At 73.8% G+C, this 18,233-nt stretch carries 12 protein-coding genes; 6 read left to right on the forward strand and 6 right to left on the reverse strand.

Features of this window, described 5'->3' with window-relative positions; translation table 11 throughout:
- Positions 1-227 precede the first annotated feature (227 nt).
- The gene (locus IE321_RS07660) at positions 228-2,630 is read right to left on the reverse strand and encodes a bifunctional serine/threonine-protein kinase/ABC transporter substrate-binding protein (protein WP_190222236.1); all 2,403 of its coding nucleotides are present in this window, start codon (positions 2,628-2,630) and stop codon (positions 228-230) included.
- A gap of 331 nt (positions 2,631-2,961) precedes the next feature.
- Between IE321_RS07660 and IE321_RS07665 the strand changes: the two genes are divergently transcribed.
- Positions 2,962-3,819 carry an SMP-30/gluconolactonase/LRE family protein gene (locus IE321_RS07665; RefSeq protein ID WP_229916335.1) on the forward strand — a complete coding sequence of 286 codons (858 nt, stop codon included), beginning with the start codon at positions 2,962-2,964 and terminating at the stop codon, positions 3,817-3,819.
- Positions 3,820-3,931: 112 nt separating this feature from the next.
- On the opposite strand, the gene atzF is transcribed toward IE321_RS07665, so the two are convergent.
- From atzF to IE321_RS07685, 4 genes are read right to left on the reverse strand one after another with little or no spacing between them, the layout of a single operon-like run.
- The gene (gene atzF / locus IE321_RS07670) at positions 3,932-5,617 is read right to left on the reverse strand and encodes an allophanate hydrolase (RefSeq protein WP_190222238.1); all 1,686 of its coding nucleotides are present in this window, start codon (positions 5,615-5,617) and stop codon (positions 3,932-3,934) included.
- A complete protein-coding gene (gene uca, locus IE321_RS07675; protein WP_190222239.1) occupies positions 5,614-9,201 on the reverse strand; it encodes an urea carboxylase in 3,588 nt (1,195 codons plus the stop codon). Before uca ends, atzF begins: the two co-directional genes overlap by 4 nt.
- Positions 9,198-9,851: an urea amidolyase associated protein UAAP2 gene (locus tag IE321_RS07680; RefSeq protein WP_190222240.1), complete on the reverse strand. Its 654-nt coding sequence runs from the start codon at positions 9,849-9,851 to the stop codon at positions 9,198-9,200. Before IE321_RS07680 ends, uca begins: the two co-directional genes overlap by 4 nt.
- The gene (locus IE321_RS07685; protein ID WP_226652401.1) at positions 9,848-10,675 is read right to left on the reverse strand and encodes an urea amidolyase associated protein UAAP1; all 828 of its coding nucleotides are present in this window, start codon (positions 10,673-10,675) and stop codon (positions 9,848-9,850) included. The genes IE321_RS07680 and IE321_RS07685 overlap by 4 nt, the downstream gene beginning before the upstream one ends.
- A 185-nt stretch (positions 10,676-10,860) precedes the next feature.
- Between IE321_RS07685 and IE321_RS07690 the strand changes: the two genes are divergently transcribed.
- Complete coding sequence (locus IE321_RS07690) at positions 10,861-11,556, forward strand: TetR/AcrR family transcriptional regulator (protein WP_226652399.1); 696 nt, start codon at positions 10,861-10,863, stop codon at positions 11,554-11,556.
- Between the two features lie 27 nt (positions 11,557-11,583).
- On the opposite strand, the gene IE321_RS07695 is transcribed toward IE321_RS07690, so the two are convergent.
- Complete coding sequence (locus tag IE321_RS07695; protein ID WP_190222242.1) at positions 11,584-13,149, reverse strand: amino acid permease; 1,566 nt, start codon at positions 13,147-13,149, stop codon at positions 11,584-11,586.
- A gap of 353 nt (positions 13,150-13,502) precedes the next feature.
- On the opposite strand from IE321_RS07695, the gene IE321_RS07700 reads away from it, so the two are divergent.
- The 4 genes from IE321_RS07700 to IE321_RS07715 all read left to right on the forward strand — a co-directional run bounded on the left by IE321_RS07700 (position 13,503) and on the right by IE321_RS07715 (position 18,165).
- Positions 13,503-13,808 (forward strand): hypothetical protein, encoded by a 306-nt coding sequence (locus IE321_RS07700; protein ID WP_190222243.1) that lies wholly within the window; start codon positions 13,503-13,505, stop codon positions 13,806-13,808.
- Between the two features lie 322 nt (positions 13,809-14,130).
- On the forward strand, positions 14,131-15,183 hold the full coding sequence (locus IE321_RS07705; protein WP_190222244.1) for a PucR family transcriptional regulator: 1,053 nt from the start codon (positions 14,131-14,133) through the stop codon (positions 15,181-15,183).
- Positions 15,184-15,674: 491 nt separating this feature from the next.
- Positions 15,675-16,100: a hypothetical protein gene (locus IE321_RS07710; RefSeq protein ID WP_190222245.1), complete on the forward strand. Its 426-nt coding sequence runs from the start codon at positions 15,675-15,677 to the stop codon at positions 16,098-16,100.
- Between the two features lie 43 nt (positions 16,101-16,143).
- Positions 16,144-18,165 (forward strand): SPFH domain-containing protein, encoded by a 2,022-nt coding sequence (locus tag IE321_RS07715; RefSeq protein ID WP_190222246.1) that lies wholly within the window; start codon positions 16,144-16,146, stop codon positions 18,163-18,165.
- Positions 18,166-18,233 lie beyond the last annotated feature (68 nt).

Genomic DNA, 18,233 nt, shown 5'->3' on the forward strand with positions numbered 1-18,233 from the left:
GGACATGCGCGCTTCCCCTCTCCCTGTCCGGTAACACCGTGCGGGCCCCTCCCCCCGGGCCCGCACGGTGCCTCCGCCCCCCTGTTCGTCACGTCCCGCTCCCAGGGCGACGAGCACGTCCGCTTCGGCGACAAGCCGGGCACCGCCTCGGCCACTCCCCGACGCCGGCATCCGATCAGCGGCCGGCGGCCGGCCGGCGCCGGTGACGGCAGTCGAAGGGCGCCCCGTCACGGGGCGGAAGAACCGGTCGTCCTGGCCTGCCAGCTTCCGTCGTCCACCTGGTACACCGTCAGTCGGCGGTCGACCGCGTCGCCGCCGTCGAAGGCGACGGGGCCTGTGACGCCGTCGAAGGCCAGATGCTCGACGGCCCGCGGCAGTTTCGCGCGGGTGTCGCCGGGAAGGGTGCCGCCGTTCGACTTCGCGAGGTCCTTCACCGCCTCGATGAGCGCCCAGGTCGCGTCGTAGGCGTAGGGGCCGTACCAGCCGGGCGGCTGCGCGTAGCCCGCCTTCTCGTACCGGGCGAGGAAGTCGCGTCCTGCCGCCGACTCCTCGGCCGGTGCGCCGATCTGGGTCGCGAGGTCGCCGTCGGCCCGGGGGTTCCCGGTGAGGTACGCCTGGTCGAAGATGCCGTCGCCGCCCATGAGGGGGACGGTCACGCCCGCTTGCTTGAGCTGTTGGGACAGCGGTGCCGCGGTGTCGTAGTAGCCGCCGAAGTAGACGGCTTCGGCTTCCGAGGACCGCACCCTGAGGGCGAGGCCCGCGAAGTCGCGTTCCGCGGGATCGACTCGCTCGGTGCCGACGACGGTCCCCCCGAGTCTCTTCCACGCGGCGGTGAGGCCGGAGGCGACGGCGGTTCCGTGGGGGCTCGCGTCGTCGACCACGTAGATCTTGGTCTTGCCGGCGCCGTGCAGGTACCGGGCGGCGAACGGCCCTTGGTCGGCATCCGTGCCGACCGTCCGGAAGTAGGTGGAGTACGGACGGGCGCGGGTGCCGGTGGCCCAGTCGGGGCCCAGGGTCAGGGCGGGGTCGGTGTTGCCCGGTGACACGTTGACCACGCCCGCGCGGGAGAGCACGGGCACCAGGGTGCGGGCGACGCCGGAGTTGAGCGGGCCGACGACGCCGACCAGTTTGTCGTCGGACACGAACCGGGTGGCGTTGACCGCGCCCTTGGAGGGGTCGGCTCCGTCGTCCAGGGCAGTGAGTTCGAAGGTGACACCGGGGACGTGTCCGGTCTCGTTGGCGGTCCGGACCGCGAGTTCGGCGGAGTTCCTGATGCCGGTGCCCATCGAGGCGAGTCCGCCGCTGAGGGGCGCGTCCACCCCGATCCGCACCGTGACGGAGGAGGCCGCCGACCCGCTGCCGCCCGCCCCGCCGCCCCGCGGGTCGTCGTCGCGGGTGAGGGACCAGGTCAGGAGCGAGCCCGTGGCGAGCACGGCGAGCACCGTCCCCAGGACCGCGGAGCGCCGGGTGAGGCCCCGCGGCCCCCTGGACGTCCGGCCGTCCGGCTCTGACGGGGCCGTCGCGTCGAGTGTGGGCGGCTGCTCGTCCGGGGCCGCGACGACCGGCGGCGCGGTCGGCCGGTCGGGCACGCGGTGACGCGCGGCGCCCACGACGCCCCCGGAGGGGTCGGGGACGGTGGGGGTCGGTACGGACGGCGTCGACGAGGGGGCCCGTTCGGGCGTCGTCGGGGCAGAGGACGGTTCCACCGGCGCGTCCGGCCTCGGAGCCGCCTTCGTACCGGGAGCGGGCACCGGTCCCGGAGCACCGCCCGGTTCGGCCTCCCGCCCGGGGCCGGTGGGGGAGGGGGCGGCGCTCAGCACGGCCCTGAGCGTCTCGGCCGCCTCCGCGGCGCCCACGCGCTCGGCCGGGTCCTTGGTGAGCAGCGCGTCCAGCAGCGGGGCGAGTGGACCCGCGTGGACCGACGGCCGGTGCGGACGGGTGAACACGGCCACGGCGAGGGCGTGGAGACCCTCAGCCTCGAACGGGGGACGCCCCTCGACGGCGTGGTACAGGGTGGCGCCGAGAGCCCAGAGGTCGTTGGCAGGAGTCGGGCGTTTGCCGTCGAGCTGCTCCGGCGGCATGTACTGCGGGGTGCCGATGACGATCCCGCTGTGGCTCAGCTTGGTCGTGGCGTCGGCGAGGTGGGCGATGCCGAAGTCGGTCAGGACGACGCGGTCCCTGGCCAGGAGCACGTTGTCCGGCTTGATGTCGCGGTGGACGATCCGCGCCGCGTGCGCCTCGGTCAGCGCGTCGAGCACGGCGGCTCCGATCTCCGCCACCCGCCGTACCGGCAGCCGGCCGTGGTCGCGGATCTCGGCGGCCAGGGACCGGCCGCGGATCAGCTCCATGACGATGACGGGGGCGCCGCGGTGCTCCACGACGTCATGGACGGTGATGACCCCCGGGTGGCTGAGAGTGACCGCTGCGCGTGCCTCGCCGGTGAACCGCCTGAGCAGGGCCTCGCGGTCGGCCTCGTTCATGCCCGGAGGGAAGAGGATCTCCTTGATGGCGACTTCGCGCCCGAAGAGCTGCTGGTCAAGGCCGCGCCAGACCCGGCCCATGCCGCCTTGGCCGATACGTTCGACCAGGCGGTAGCGGCCGGCGATGAGTGGGTGGTTCTCCTCGGTCACGCGCACACTCTAGATTCTGAAGGCCGATCGGGTGACGGAAAGACGGCTTGATCGGGTGGGCCCCGCGAGAGCGGGCGGCCGCCACCCGACGCCGCGGTGCTCCGAAACGCGCCCGCGCCGGGCATTGGAGTGGCGCGGGGGACGGCGGGCGGCGTGGTTCCCGTGTCTTCCGCCGTCCCTTCCTACGGTCGGCGCAGGTACGGCAGCGGGCCGGGCCGCTCAGACCCGATGGGGAGTCATGGTGCGTACGACGGCCGGGCCCGGAGCAGTGACGTCCATGCCTGCGAAGGGGCGCGCCCCCCGCCGGCGGGCCCGTCGACTCGCTGCCGCGGTGGGACTCCTGGCGCTGTGCGCGCTGCCCACCTCGACGGCGGGCGCGGCCCCGCCGCAGGACGGCCGGACCTCCGCGCACGCGTCCCTGTACGTGTCCGACTACGGCCACAACAGGGTGGTCGCCCTGCCCACGGGAGACGGTGACCAGAGACCCGTGCCCTTCGAGGGGCTCGTACGGCCGACGGGCATGGTCTGGGACGCGTCGGGCCGCCTCTACGTGTCGGACACCGGCAACAACCGCGTGGTCGTGCGGGCGGCGCACGGGGGCGGCCAGACCACCGTCCCCACCGACGGCTTGTCGCGCCCCCTCGGGCTCGCCGTCGACCGGGCCGGGAACCTCTACGTCGCCGACAGCTTCAACGACCGGGTCGTGAAGGTGTCCGTGGCGAGCGGGACCCAGACGACCGTACCGACCACGGGGCTGCTGCACCCCTGGGGGCTGGCGCTGGACGCCGCCGGGAACCTGTACGTCTCCGACTTCGTCAACGACCGCGTCGTCAAGGTGGCCGGCGACGGGAGCGGCCAGTCCACGGTCCCCGCCGTCGGCCTCTCCCAGCCGACCGGCCTGGCACTCGGCGACACGGGGGACCTCTACATCGCCGACAGCGGCCACGACCGCGTGGTCAGGATCGCGGAGGACGGCGGCCAGACCACCGTCCCCATCACCGGTCTCGGCGATCCGCTCGGCCTCGCGCTCGACGGCTGCGGCGGCCTGTACATCGCCGACGGCTTCAACGACCGGGTGGTCCGCGTCCAGGAGACGGGCGGTGGCCAGACCACCCTCCCGGCCACCGGCCTGAACACGCCGACGGGCCTCGCCTTCCCGCCGATGGGCGCCCGCCCCGAAACACCATGATCCGGCGCCTTCGGTCCCGGCCGCTCCGGGGCCGGTCGTCCGAAGGCGCGGAAGGCACGGCTCACCCGCCGCGGGCCGGGGCCCCGCGGTCTTCGGGGCCCTTGCGGACGCCTCACTCGCGCGGAAGGGCGTGCCCGGCTTCCACGGGACGGGCGAGCGAGGCGAGCGCGGCACGCCAGCCGCCGTACGCGGTGATCTCACGGGCGCCGTCGAGGGCCCCGGGCTCGCAGAGGAAGCCGGGTACGCAGGCGCCGTCCGCGAGTTCCACGCTGCCGAGGGTCATCGGGCGGGGGAGGGCGGCCACCAGCGCGCCCAGCCCCTCGGCGGGGAGCCGCCACACCTCGGCCTCGATCGCCGCGCCGCCCTCGCGGACCCGGACCAGACCGGGTTTCGGCGGGGTCGTGTCCAGCGCGTACAGCCGGTATGCGGACGCCGTGGTGGTGGTGCGGACGAAGCGGCCTCCCAGGGCGAGCAGTTGTCCGTCGAGCGGCTGTCCGGTGAGGTGCGCGCCGACCACCGCCAGGTGCAGGGGCGGAGCCGTGAGCGCCCCGGCGATCCGGGCGAGCCGTTCGTCGGTGTGGGCCGGGCCGATCAGCATCACGCCGAACGGCCGCCCGGCCACCTCGCCCGCCGGGACGGCGACCGCCGCGAGGCCGAACAGGTTCGTGGAGTTGGTGAACCGGCCGAGCCGCGCGTTCGCGCCCAGCGGGTCGGCGGCGACCTCCGCGAGCGTCGGGTGCCCCGGTGCCGTCGGCAGGAGCAGGGCGTCCGCGTCGCCGAGGGAGGCCAGGGCCCGGGCGCGGAGGGAGGTCAGCCTCTCCCGGTCCGCGCAGAGGCGGTGGGCCGGGACGTCCCGGGCCCCCGCGATGATCCCGGCCACCGTCGGGTCGAGGTCCGGCGATCCGGCGTGCGCGTCGACGAAGGCGCCGACGGCCGCGTAGCGCTCGGCGACGAACGCCCCCTCGTACAGCATCGCCGCCGCCTCGGTGAACGGTTCCAGGTCCACCGGCAGCAGCTCGGCGCCCGCGTCGGCGAGCCGGGCGGCCGCCGCTTCGAACGCCTCCGCCCAGCCCTCGTCCAGCTCGCCGAGCTGCGGGGCGTCGGGGACCGCGATCCGCCACGGCCCCGGACGGCGCGCCGGCACTGCGGCGGGCTCCGCCGGCGCCGCCATGAAGGACAGCGCCTGCCCGGCCTCCGGGAGCGTGCGGGCGAAGACCGTCACGCAGTCGAGCGACGCGCAGGCGGGGACGACGCCCTCGGTGGGGACCAGGCCGGGGGTCGGCTTGAGGCCGACCACGCCGTTGAAGGCCGCCGGCACCCGGCCGGAGCCCGCGGTGTCCGTGCCGAGGGCGAGGTCCACGAGGCCGAGGGCGACCGCGACCGCCGAGCCGGACGAGGAGCCTCCGGAGACGTACGCCGGGTCGACGGCGTCGCGGACCGCACCGTAGGGGCTGCGGGTGCCGACCAGGCCGGTGGCGAACTGGTCGAGGTTGGTGGTGCCGAGGACCACGGCCCCCGCCGCCCGCAGTCGTGCCACCGCCGGCGCGTCGGCCTCGGGAAGGTACGCGTACGAGGGGCAGCCGGCGGTGGTCGGGAACCCGGCCACGTCGATGTTGCCCTTGACCGCGAGCACCGTCCCGGCCAGCGGCAGCCGCTCCCCGGCGGCGGTCCGCGCGTCGACCGCGGCGGCCTCCGCCTCCGCGTCCTCCTGGGGGCGGAGATCGATCCACACCTCCGGGCGGTCCACCCGCGCGACGCGCGCGTACGCGGCCCGGACCCGTTCCAGCGCGGTGCTCATGCCGCCACCTCCGCGGTCTCGACGGGGGCCAGGACGACGAGGGCGGTGCCCGCCTCGACCTGGCTTCCCGGTCTGATCAGGATCTCCGTGACGACGCCCCCGGCGGGCGCCGTCACGGGAGACTCCATCTTCATCGCCTCCAGCGCGACGAGCTGCTGACCCGCCGACACCCGGTCGCCGACCTCGACGTTGACCTGCCAGACGCAGGCGGTGAAGTCGGCCTCCACCAGCCTGCCGCCCTCGGGCACCTCGACGTCGGTGGTCGGGGGGAGGACCTCGGCCGCCGCGTCGGCGCGGGCGAACTCGCCGGCCGCCTCCCAGGCGTCGCGCTCGGCCCCGAAGGCCGCGCTCTGCCGGTCCCGGAAGGCGGCGATCGAGACGGCGTTCGCGTCGAGGAAGCGCCGGTACGCGGCGAGCGAGAAGGTGCCTTCCTCGGTCCTCGGGACGAACCGGCCGGAGACGATGTCGGCGCGCAGCTCCAGGAGCTCGTCGGCGTCGACCGGGTACCACTTGATGCGGTCGAAGAAGCGCATCAGCCAGGGCCTGCCCGGTTCGAAGGCGCCGCGCTGCCGCCAGGGCGACCAGACCTGGGTGGTGCGGCCGACGAACTGGTAGCCGCCGGGGCCCTCCATCCCGTAGACGCAGAGGTAGGCGCCGCCGATGCCGACCGAGTTCTCCGCCGTCCAGGTGCGGGCCGGGTTGTACTTGGTCGTCACCAGACGGTGCCGGGGGTCCAGCGGGGTGGCGACGGGCGCGCCGAGGTAGACGTCGCCCAGGCCGAGGACCAGGTACTCGGCGTCGAAGACGGTCCGGTACACGTCGTGGACCGTGTCCAGGCCGTTGACGCGGCGGATGAACTCGATGTTCGACGGGCACCAGGGGGCGTCGTCGCGCACGCCCGCGACGTACCGCTCGATGGCCTCGCGGGTCGCCGGGTCGTCCCAGGAGAGCGGCAGGTGCACGACCCTGCTGGGCACCACCAGGTCGTCGGTGGCGGGCAGTTCCTCCTCCACCCGCAGCACGACGTCGAGCAGGTCGTGCTGCGGCAGGACGTCCGGGTCGGTCCGGATCTGGAGCGAGCGGATGCCCGGGGTGAGGTCGAGGACGCCGGGGAGCCCGCGCGCGGCCAGCGCCTCCGCGAGCGCGTGGACGCGCATCCGCAGCGCCAGGTCGAGCTGCATCGGCCCGTACTCGACCAGGAGGTTGTCGTCGCCGCTGCGCCGGTAGGTGACCGAGGGGCGCGCCGTCGTCTCCGCCAGGCGGGCGAGAACGCCTCCGTCCCCGAGCGGCGGCCGGTCGGCGCGGGGCGCCGCCGCCGGGGTGCGGCGCAGGGCGGCGGCCGTCTCGGGGGTCACCGGGACGAAGCGGACGGTGTCGCCGGGCCGGAGCTGGCCGAGCTTCCAGCGCTGCCCCGTGACCACCGTCGCCGGGCAGACGAAGCCGCCGAGGGAGGGGCCGTCGGGGCCGAGGAGGACCGGCATGTCGCCGGTGTAGTCGACGGCGCCGACGGAGTACGGCGTGTCGTGGATGTTGGAGGGGTGCAGTCCCGCCTCGCCGCCGTCCGTCCGCGCCCAGCGCGGCTTGGGGCCGACGAGGCGGACGCCGGTGCGGGCCGAGTTGAAGTGGACCTTCCAGCCGGCGGCGTAGAAGTCGCGGACGTCGTCCTCGGTGAAGAACTCGGGCGCCGCGTGCGGGCCTTCGACCGCGCCGATGTGCCAGGTGGCGTCGAAAGCCGGCCGGGCGTCGAGGGGGACGACGGAGGTGTTCGTACGGGTGTGTCCGCCGTGCAGGACGTCGCCCGGGCGCAGGGCGCGGCCGCCGTGTCCGCCGAACCGGCCGAGGGTGAAGGTGGCGGCGCTGCCGAGGAACTCCGGTACGTCGAGGCCGCCCGCGAACAGGACGTAGGTGCGCAGGCCGTGTGCGGTGGGCGCGTCGACGGCGAGGGTCTGCCCGGCCTCGACGGTGACCGGTTCCCACTGCGGCACGGCGGTGCCGTCGACCGTCACCCGGGCCGGGGCGCCGGTGACGCAGACGGTGGTGGGGTGGGTGAACCGCAGGGAGGGGCCCTGGAGGGTGCATTCGAGGCCGGGGGCGCCCTCGTCGTTGCCGAGGGCGGTGTTGCCGAGCCGGAAGGACAGGTCGTCCATCGGGCCGCCCGGCGGGACTCCGACCTGCCAGTGGCCGGTGCGGCCGGGCCAGTCCTGGACGGTGGTCAGGGTGCCGGCCGCGACGACCTCGACGCGCGGCGTGGGGTCGACCACGCCGGCCAGCGTGCCCGTGGAGTGCGTGGCGGTGCGGACGTCGGGATCACGCAGGGCGGCCCGTACGAGACCGAGGTTGGTCTCGATGCCGTCGACGCGGGTCGCGGCGAGGGCCGCGTCGAGCCGGTCGAGCGCCTCGGCGCGGTCGGCGCCGTGTGCGATCACCTTGGCGAGCATGGGGTCGTAGGCGGTGGTGACCTCGGTGCCGGTCTCCACCCAGGCGTCCACGCGGACGCCGTCGGGGAAGGCGACGCGGGTCAGCAGTCCGGCGCTGGGGCGGTGGTCGCGGGACGGGTCCTCCGCGTAGAGCCGGGCTTCGACGGCGTGACCCCGGGGAGCCGGGGGCGCGGTGACGACGTCGGTGTCGCCCCGGGCGAGACGGAGCATCCAGGCGACGAGGTCGACGCCGTAGACCGCTTCGGTGACGGGGTGCTCGACCTGGAGGCGGGTGTTGACCTCCAGGAAGTACGCCTCCTCGCGGGCGGCGTCGTACACGAACTCGACCGTGCCGGCGGATCGGTAGTCCACCGACGCGCACAGGTCGCGGGCGGCGGTCGTGAGCCGGTGCCGGACGTGGTCCGGGAGGCCGGGGGCCGGAGCCTCCTCCAGGACCTTCTGGTTGCGGCGCTGGAGCGAGCAGTCGCGGTCGCCGAAGGCGACGACCTTTCCGAGCCCGTCGCCGAAGACCTGCACCTCGACGTGGCGGGCCCGCTCCACGAGCCGCTCCAGGAAGACTCCGGCGGAGGAGAAGGAGGCGGCGGCGACCCGCTGCACCCGGTCCCAGGCGACGGCGAGTTCGGCCGGGTCGTGGCAGGCCTGCATGCCGATGCCGCCTCCGCCGCCGGTCGCCTTGAGCATCACCGGGTAGCCGATCCCGTCGGCGGCGGCGAGGGCGGCCGCCACGTCGGGCAGCAGGCCGGTGCCGGGGGCGAGCGGGACGCCCGCCGCCTCGGCGGCGGCGCGCGCGGTGTGCTTGGCGCCGAAGAGCTCCAGCTGTTCGGGGGTGGGGCCGACGAAGACGATTCCGGCGTCGGCGCAGCGGCGCGCGAAGTCGGCGTCCTCGGAGAGGAACCCGTAGCCGGGGTGGATCGCGTCGGCGCCGGTGTCCTTGGCCGCCTTCAGCACCAGGTCGGCGTCGAGGTACGACTCCTTGGCCGGGGCGGGGCCGAGCCGGACGGCTTCGTCGGCCAGGCGGACGTGCTCGGTGCCCCGGTCGGGGTCGGAGTACACCGCGACGGTCCGCAGCCCGAGCGTCCGGGCGGTGCGGATGATCCGGGCGGCGATCTCGCCGCGGTTGGCGACCAGCAGGGTGTCGAAGGTCATCGGATGCCGTCCTCGTCGCTCGCGCCGGGCTCGGTGATCGTCATGCGCACGGCCGTCGGGTCGAAGCCGTTGCAGGGGTTGTTGATCTGCGGGCAGTTGGAGAGCAGCGCCAGGACGTCGGTCTCGGCGCGGAGCACGACCTTCAGGCCGGGGGCCGAGATGCCGTCGACGATGCCGAGGGTGCCGTCCTTCTCGACCGGCACGTTCATGAACCAGTTGATGTTGGGGACCAGGTCGCGCTTGCCGAGCCCGTGCCGGGCGCCTTCGGCGAGGAAGTTCTCCACGCAGGCGTGCTGCGCCCAGGTGTGGTGGCCGTAGCGGAGGGTGTTGGACTCCTTGGAGCAGGCTCCGCCGAGGGTGTCGTGCCGGCCGCAGGTGTCCTCGACGACGGTCATCAGCGGCGTGTGCTCGTTGGAGAGCAGGACCGAGCCGGTGGTCAGGAAGACGTTGCCCCGGGCCTGGATCGTGTCGGGGGCGCTGTAGCGCACGGAGGTGTCGTGCGCGTCGTAGAGCAGGAAGTCGGCGGCCTGGTTGCCGTACAGGTCGGTGACGGTCAGCAGCTGTCCCTCGCGGACGACGGCGGACCAGGCGGCCCGGGCGGGGACGGTGTCGTCGGAGACGACGCGGCCGGGCAGGGAGGTGGCGGTCATGCGAGCCCCCGGGCGGTGAGGTGGTCGACGGTGTTCAGGAAGGCCCGGCGGCCTTCGGGGGTGGCGTCCCACAGGGCGTCGCCCGGGACGGTGGGGCGGGACCGGTACGCGAGGACCCGGAGGTGTCCGCAGAGGTACTCCGGGCGCGGGTCCAGCGGGTGCGGGACGTTGGCGAGGAGGACGGTGACGTCCTGCTCGGCGCGGAGCGTGACGGTCGCGCCGGGGCCCGCCGAGCCGGTGAACCGGGTGGTGCCGTCCTCGGCGATCCGTACGCCCTGGAAGAAGGAGACGGACGGCGGGAGGTCGCGCGGGGCCAGGCCGTTCTTGAGGGCTGCGAGCTTCAGCAGTTCGCGCCCCGCCGGCGAGGCGGACTGCGGGGCGCCGTCGCCGTACCGGGCGGTGTTGCGGGCGAGGGTCGAGGTGCCGGTGAGGGCGTCGTGCCGGCCGGAGGTGTCCTCGACGAGGGAGGCGAGCACCCGGCCCTGGTCGGAGAGGAGCAGGTGCCCCTCGCCGAGGTAGGCGTTCCAGAGCACCTTGACCGTGTCGGCCGTGTTGAGCCGCTCCCAGGGGCGGTCGGCGCTGTGGAGGAGGAGGTGGGCGCAGGCGTCGCCGGTGAGGTCGGTCAGCCGCAGTTCCGTGCCCCGGGCGAGGACCTTGTGGGCGTAGTCGCCGCCCGCCACGGTCTCGGCCCAGACGACGTCGCCCGCTCCGACGCCCTCGGGAGGCTCCGGCCAGTCGCCCGCGGGGACGACCGGCATGGCATCGGCCGTCGCGCCCTCCTGGGCACGGGCATGCTCGCGCGCGCCGTACGTCGATGCGGTCATGGGCGATGGCGCTGAGGGTGTCCCCATGGCTCGTCCTCCGGTCCGGAATCAATTTCTGTCGCTCGACAGAAATTAGGCAGCGGGAGCTTCGCGGTCATTGCCCTCGCGTTTCCGGTCGGTTACCTGGAACTCACCCCCCACGGCTCGGTCCGGATGAGGCGCCGCCCCTGTGCGAGGATCACGGAGTGAGTACGCCGAAGACGCCCGCCGGCAGGAGAGTCGGCCGCCCGCGGGCCCAGGAGCGCCCGGCAGGCGGCCCGGAGCCGCGCGACGAAGTCCTCCTGGTGGCCGGTGAGTTGTTCACCACCCACGGCTACACCGCGACCTCCACCCGGTCCATCGCCGAGCGCGCCGGGCTGCGGCAGGCATCGCTGTACCACTACTTCGACGGCAAGGAGGCGATCCTCGCCGAGCTCCTGGAGGGGACCGTGCGCCCCTCGCTGGAGGTGGCGGCCGCGCTCGTGTCCCGTACGGAGGCGTCCCCGGAGGCGCGCCTGTGGGCGCTGTGCCACTCCGACGCGGCGCTGCTGTGCGGAGGCCCGCACAACCTCGGCGCCCTCTACCTGCTGCCCGAGGTCGGGACGGAGCGCTTCGCCGACTTCCACCGGCTCAGGAGCGAACTCAAGTCCTCCTACGCGGGACTGCTCGCCGCCACCGCGCCCGGTGCGGACCTCGCCGTCGAGGAGCTGGCGCTCCGTGCGGACCTCCTCTTCGGTCTCACCGAGAGCGTGATCCTCATCCGGCGGGCCGACCCCGACCGTGACCCCGGGGCCCTCGCCGGGGCGACGGCCGACGCCGCGCTGCGGGTGGCCGGCGTGTCGCCGCGCTCCCTGGCACGGCTGCGCCGCGAGGGGCGGGAACTCCTCGCGACGCGGCTCTGATCCGCGGATCCCGGGCGCGGCCCGGGCTCAGACGCGTACGGGGGCGGCTTCCGGTCGCACGGGAACCCCGTGCTCCGGAGCCTCCCGGCGCCGCCGGTACCAGCGGTACGCCGCCCCCGCCGCGACCGTCGCCGCGAGGACCAGGAGGGTGAACCACCGGAAGTACCAGTGGCCGCCCTCGGGGTCGTACACCTCGGCGCGCGGCCAGGCGAGGTTGACCGTCATGAAGAGGCCGTAGGCGAGCGCGAGCGCGTTGACGGGAAGCCCCCAGCGGCCGAGGGAGAACAGGGGACGGTCCAGCTCGTCCCGCTCGCCGTCGGCCGGAGGCGGCCACGCGCCCCGCAGGCGCCGGACCAGCATCGGTCCGGTGACCATGGCGTACGCCAGGTACACCATGGCGATGCACGTGGTGCCGATGGCGAGGAACGCCTGCGGGGAGGCGAGGTTGAGCAGGAGCAGCAGTGCCGCACCGACGCCGACCACCACGGCGGCCGTGCCGGGCATCCCGGTCCGTCGCGGCACCCGCGCCAGCGCCGCCGACCGGGGGAGGACGCCGTCGCGGGCCATCGAGAAGAGCATGCGGGTCGCCGAGGTCTGGATCGCGAGGGTCGCCGCGCAGATGGCGAGCGCCACGTCGGCGAGCAGGATCCGGCCGAGACCGTCGCCGAGGGTGCTGGTGAGCACGTAACCGAGGCCCTCCGTCGCCAGGCGTCCGTCGGTGAGGCTGGGCGCGGCGAGCAGGCCGCCGAGGAGCAGCAGTCCGCCGCAGACGCCGGAGGTGGTGAGGGCGGTGAGCGTCGTGCGGGGCGCGGTGCGGCGGGGGTTGACGGTCTCCTCGCTCATCTCGCTCGCGCTCTCGAAACCGATCAGGACGTACGCGGCGGTGAACGAGCCCACGAGGAGCGCCGTGATCAGCCCGCCCTGCCCGCCGGTGTGCAGGGTGATGCCGGGATCCCGCTCGGCGTGGGTGGCCAGGAGGACGACGATCAGCACGACTCCGCCGATCTCGGCCGTGACCCCGATCGTGTTGACGGCCGACAGCGCGCGGTTGTCCAGGACGTTGAGCAGGGTGGTGAGCGCCAACAGGACGAGTCCGAGGAGGGCGGCGTTCGCGGCGCCGCTGGTCGTCGTGGGCGACGGGTCGCCGCCGACGATCTGGAAGCCGGGCCAGACGGCGGGCAGGACGACCTGGAGGGCGAGCGCGGCGGCCGCGACCACCACGATCCGCCCGACCACCATGATCCAGCCCGCGTACCAGCCGAAGGCGGGGCTGCCGAGCCGGCTCGCCCACTGGTAGATCGCCCCGGCGATGGGCATGCGGGCGGCGAGTTCGGCGAAGCAGGCGGCGACCAGGAGCTGCCCGGCCAGGACGGCGGGCCAGGTCCAGAAGAAGAGCGGCCCGCCGAAGGAATAGCCGAGCGAGAAGAACTGGAAGACCGTGGTCAGCACGGAGATGAAGGAGAACCCGGCGGCGAAGGAGGCGTACCGCCCCATCCGCCGCCGCAGCTCCTGGGGATAGCCGAACGAGGCGAGCGCGTCGCCGTCCCCGGGCGGGGGAGACGCCGGTGGTGTGGGATCGGTGGTCACGGTCATGGCGGGCCCCTGTCGCGGAGGTGAGGGTCGTCCGTGGGAATTCCTGTCGGTTGACAGAAATTAGGGACGACCCGTTTCCGCCGCGTGTCGCGACCGTGTCCCACCCGTTAGTGACTGCTCTCCTGACGGCCCGCCGGGAGCCCGGCTCGGCCGGCGGTCCCGCGCACCGCCTCTCCGACGAGGCCGGCGACGGCCTGGGGCCGGGAGGCGGGGAAGGGCTACATCGTCGTCGTCACGGGCAGGACCAGGGCGGTGGAGGCCTTCGCCGAGCCGTCCTGACGTTAGGATCGTGCGCTGGTGAGCCGGGAAGTCTGGTCGGCACTGTGTTCCGCCTGCCCCGAAAGAGTCCGGCCGTGCCCCTCGCCCTGTTCCTGATCGCCCTGTTCGCCCTCGCCTTCCTGGTCTTCGACGTCGTCCTGTGCTTCCGGGCGTGGCGGATGACCGGGCTGCCCCGGTGGCGACGGATCCTTCCCGCGCTGCCGCTGCCGCTGCCGCTGCCGCTGCGCGCGGCGCTCCCGGCGAGTGCGGGCCGCGCCTGGGGCGTCACGCGCGTGGCCGAGGCCGTCGCGTCTCCGTCGAACGCGGCCACCGCGCTGCTCGGGAGGTACGAGACGGACCGGCGGCGCCGGCGACGCGAGCGTCCGGAGGCGGCCGTATGAGCACGTCGCAGAGCCGGGGACTCGCCGTCGGTGGAGCGGTGTTCCTCCTCGCTCCGAGTGTCGCCGTGACGGTCGGCCGACGGCCGTGCCTCCCGCGCGATGCACGGGCTCCGGTGCCGCTGCCGAGCGCTGTCGGTCCGTGTGCGCACGCGGCCGTGCCGGTCGACGAGATCCCCCGTCCGACCGGTGCTTCTCCTGACGCGCGGGGCACGTGCTCCTGCGTCGGACGGGGGCTGATGGGCGCGGCCGTCGGTCTGTTCGGCCTCCACGAAACGCCCGCCGGCTCGGACCGGCGGGGCCGGAAGCGACGGTGGGGCGGGAAATGAGAGACGACTACACACCCGAGTACGTGTCACTGCTGGCGGACGTGGCGGTCACCGGCCGACGCCTCACCAGGGACGAGGTCGAACGGCGCCGTGAGGCCGGCGAAGAGGCGGCCGCTGAGGGGCACGCCTTGCGGGAGCTGGTCGGCGGCCACCTGAGCGCGGTCCGGTCGGCCTGGCCCGAGCAACCCTTGAGCCGGAGGACGGTCATGGACCTGCTCGCCGCGGTCGAGCAGTCCGTCGACGCCTTCTCCACCGGATTCGAACGGGCCCAGCGGCTCGCCGTCCGCCAGGAGGAGGCCGAACGCCGGGAGTTCATCGACGACCTGCTCTACGGGCGCAGCGACCTGGGCCGCACGGCCGAACGGGCCGAACGCTTCGGACTGCGCCTGTCCCAGGCGCACGCGGTCGCCGTCGCCCGCGGCTCCCGGGCGTACACCGAGGCGGACCCGGTCCCGCAGCAGGTGGAGCGGGCCCTGATCGGAAGGTTCGGCGACCGGCACATCCTGCTCACCACGAAGGGCGGCCGGATGGTCTGCGTCGCCCCCGGCGACCAGCCCGAGGTCCTCGCCCACTTCGCCAAGCAGGCGTTCGCCGCCACCGGCGGGGGACAGGCGGCGATCGGCCGGCCCCAGCCGGGACCCCGGGGCGTGGTGCACTCCTACGAGGAGGCCCTCGGTGCCCTGGACCTCGCCGACCGTCTCGGCCTCGACGCACCCGTCCTGCACGCCGTCGACCTCCTCGTCTACCCGGTCCTCACCCGGGACCGGCAGGCCATGGAGGACCTCGTCCGCAGCACCCTCGGGCCGCTGCGGTCCTCCCGCGGCGGCGCGGAACCGCTTCTCGACACCCTGACCGCCTACTTCGACAGCGGATGCGTGACGACCAGGACGGCTCAGGATCTCAACCTGTCGGTCAGGGCGGTCAGTTACCGCCTGGAGCGCATCCACCGGCTGACCGGCACCGACCCCGCCGACCCCGCGAGCCGCTACACCCTCCAGACCGCCGTGATCGGAGCCCGCCTGCTCGGCTGGCCAGGAAAGGACTTCTGAACGCGGACCCGCCGGCATCGGACCGCCGGGCATCGCCTTGCCACGACCGGGTGCGCGCGTCCCGACAGCCTGCGCCCATGCCGGAGGTCTGGATCCGCCTCGACCTTCAGCCGCAGGTCGCTCCCGCGGACGGAAGCCGTTCGGGTGGGGAAGCGCGGTCGTGCTGCCCGAAGCGGCACGTGGGGGGACATGCGTGTGGTCCGCCTCCGTGGACGGGAGTCGCCCGTGCCGGGTGCTTTCACCAGCCGCCGGTACGACGGCGAGTGCGATCGGAAGCCCGTGCTCATCGAGGACTCCATGAGGCGCGCGGTGGAGCGGTGACGGGGTCGACCGCCTCGCGGGAGGTGTACGCGCCTCGGCATCAAGAACTCGTCAAGATTGCCGTACTCCGGCAATGCGACTCAGAGGCTCAGCCCGTCAGAATGGATTCGGCGAAGGCGATGCCCCGCTACTGATGCCGGGTTCCGGAAGGCTACCGTGGGGGAGGCGGGATGGGAGAGTTCGCTGGAGCGGCCTTCGGCTTTCCCGGTCTGCTGCTGACCGCCGCCTTCGCCGCCGTGATCGGGTTCTGGGCGCTGGTGCTCTGCCGGGTCGTCGCCCCGGACGCGTTCGACGGTGACGTGGACTCCGAGACGCTGGGGATCGCCGGCGCGCCGGTCGCCGCGGCCGCGTCCGTCGCCGTCGGCGCCGGATGGGCGCTCCACCTGACCGGCACGGTGCTCCTCGGCCGGGCAGGACTGCCCGGCGCCTGGTTCCTGCTGCTCTCCATGGCCTTGCTTCCGTGTGCTCTGGCGCTGTCCTGGCTGCTCACGAGGCGGCTCTTCGGCAGGCGACGACGGGTCTCGCCCTCCGATGCCCACCGGTGCGCGTCCGGCAGCGCCCTGCCCGCGCCGGATTCCGCGCGTACCGCCGTCTGAGCCGGTACGTCCTCCTCTTCTTCGATCGACACGGGGTTCTCTCATGGATGCCATCACCTCGGGCCTCGGCGTGCTCGTCGCCGTTGTCCTGCTCGCCGTCGTCGCGGCGTTGTTCATGGTCGGCCGGCTGTTCCGCAAGGTGGAGCAGGGCAAGGCGCTGATCGTCTCCAAGATGCGGAAGGTGGACGTCACCTTCACCGGGCAGGTGGTCCTGCCCGTGCTCCACAAGGCCGAGGTCATGGACATCTCGGTGAAGACCATCGAGATCTCCCGGACCGGCCGGGACGGCCTGATCTGCCAGGACAACATCCGGGCCGACATCCGGATCTCCTTCTTCGTCCGGGTGAACAAGACCGTCGACGACGTCATCAAGGTCGCCCAGGCCATCGGCACCGCCCGCGCCAGCGACCAGGCGACCCTCCAGGAGCTGTTCAACGCGAAGTTCTCCGAGGCGCTGAAGTCGGTCGGCAAGCAGATGGACTTCACCGACCTCTACACCAAGCGCGAGGAACTGCGCTTCCGGATCATTGAGTTGATCGGCATCGACCTCAACGGCTACAGCCTGGAGGACGCCGCCATCGATCACCTGGAGCAGACCCCGCTCACCCAGCTCGACGCCGGCAACATCCTCGACGCCCAGGGCATCCGCAAGATCACCGAGCTGACCGCCGCCGAGAACGTCCGCACGAACGAACTCCGACAGCACGAGCAGAAGGAGATCACCCGGCAGAACGTGGACGCCCGCGAGGCGATCCTGGAGCTGGAGCGCCGCCAGGCGGACGCGGAGATCAAGCAGAAGCGCGAGATCGAGACCGTCCGGGCCCGCGAGGAGGCGGAGACCGCGAAGGTCGTGGAGGAGGAGCGGCTCCGCGCCCAGGGCGCCTTCCTGCGCACCGAGGAGCAGCTCGGTGTCCAGCGCGAGAACCAGGCTCGCGAGGTGGCCGTCGCGCAGAAGAACCGCGAGCGGGTCATCGCGATCGAGAACGAGCGGATCGAGAAGGACCGCCTCCTGGAGGTCATCGCCCGCGAGCGCGAGACCGAGCTGAACCGCATCGCGGCCGAGAAGGAGGTCGAGGCGGAGCGCCGGGACATCGCCGAGGTCATCCGGGAGCGGGTCGCCGTCGACCGCACGGTCGCCGAGCAGGAGGAGTCCATCAAGCGGCTGAGGACCGTGGAGGAGGCCGAGCGGGAGCGGCAGGCCCTGGTCATCGCCGCCGAGGCCGAGGCCCAGGAGAAGCTGGTCAAGGACATCAAGGCCGCCGAGGCCGCCGAGCAGGCGGCCGTCCACCGGGCCGCCGAGGAACTGACCCTGGCCGAGGCCCGGCACAAGGCCGCCGACATGGACGCCCGCGCCAAGATCCGGCTCGCCGAGGGCGTCCAGGCCGAGGCCGCCGCCGAAGGGCTCGCCGCCGTCCAGGTCCGCGAGAAGGAGGCGGACGCCATCGAGAAGGCGGGCCGTGCCGAGGCGGAGGCCACCGAGGCGCGTCTCCGGGCCGAGGCCGAGGGCCTGCGGGCCAGGGCGCTCGCCGAGGCCACCGCGATCGGCGAGAAGCTGAAGGCGGAGGCCGAGGGGCTCAACCAGAAGGCGATCGCCGTCGCCGCGTTCGACGAGGCGTCCCGTACCCACGAGGAGTACCGGCTGCGCCTGGAGGCGGAGAAGGACATCCGGCTCGCCGGTCTCGACGTCCAGCGGCAGGTCGCCGAGGCGCAGGCCACCGTGCTGGCCACCGGTCTGGAGAACGCCGACATCAGCATCGTCGGCGGCGAGTCCGTCTTCCTCGACCGGCTCGTGCAGTCCATCGCGCTCGGCAGGTCCGTCGACGGCTTCGTCGGCCACTCCACCACGGCCCAGGCTCTGGCGGGTCCGTGGCTGAACGGGGAGGGGTCCTTCACCGAGGACCTGACGAAGGTGCTCGGCTCGCTCTCCAGCGCCGACGTGCAGAACCTCAGCGTCTCCGCGCTCCTCGCGAAGGTCATGAAGTCCGGCCTGCCGGAAGCACCCGCGCCCGCACCGGCCACCGCGCCGGTGGAGACCGCCGCGCTGAACGGCGCGGCCACGAACTGACCGCCCACGGGGGTGCGGTCAGAACGGGTCCGGTGCCGGCGAACGGGGGAGTCACCGGCACCGGACCC

It is taken from the genome of Streptomyces hydrogenans (genome assembly GCF_014656075.1).
Taxonomy (GTDB): domain Bacteria; phylum Actinomycetota; class Actinomycetes; order Streptomycetales; family Streptomycetaceae; genus Streptomyces; species Streptomyces hydrogenans.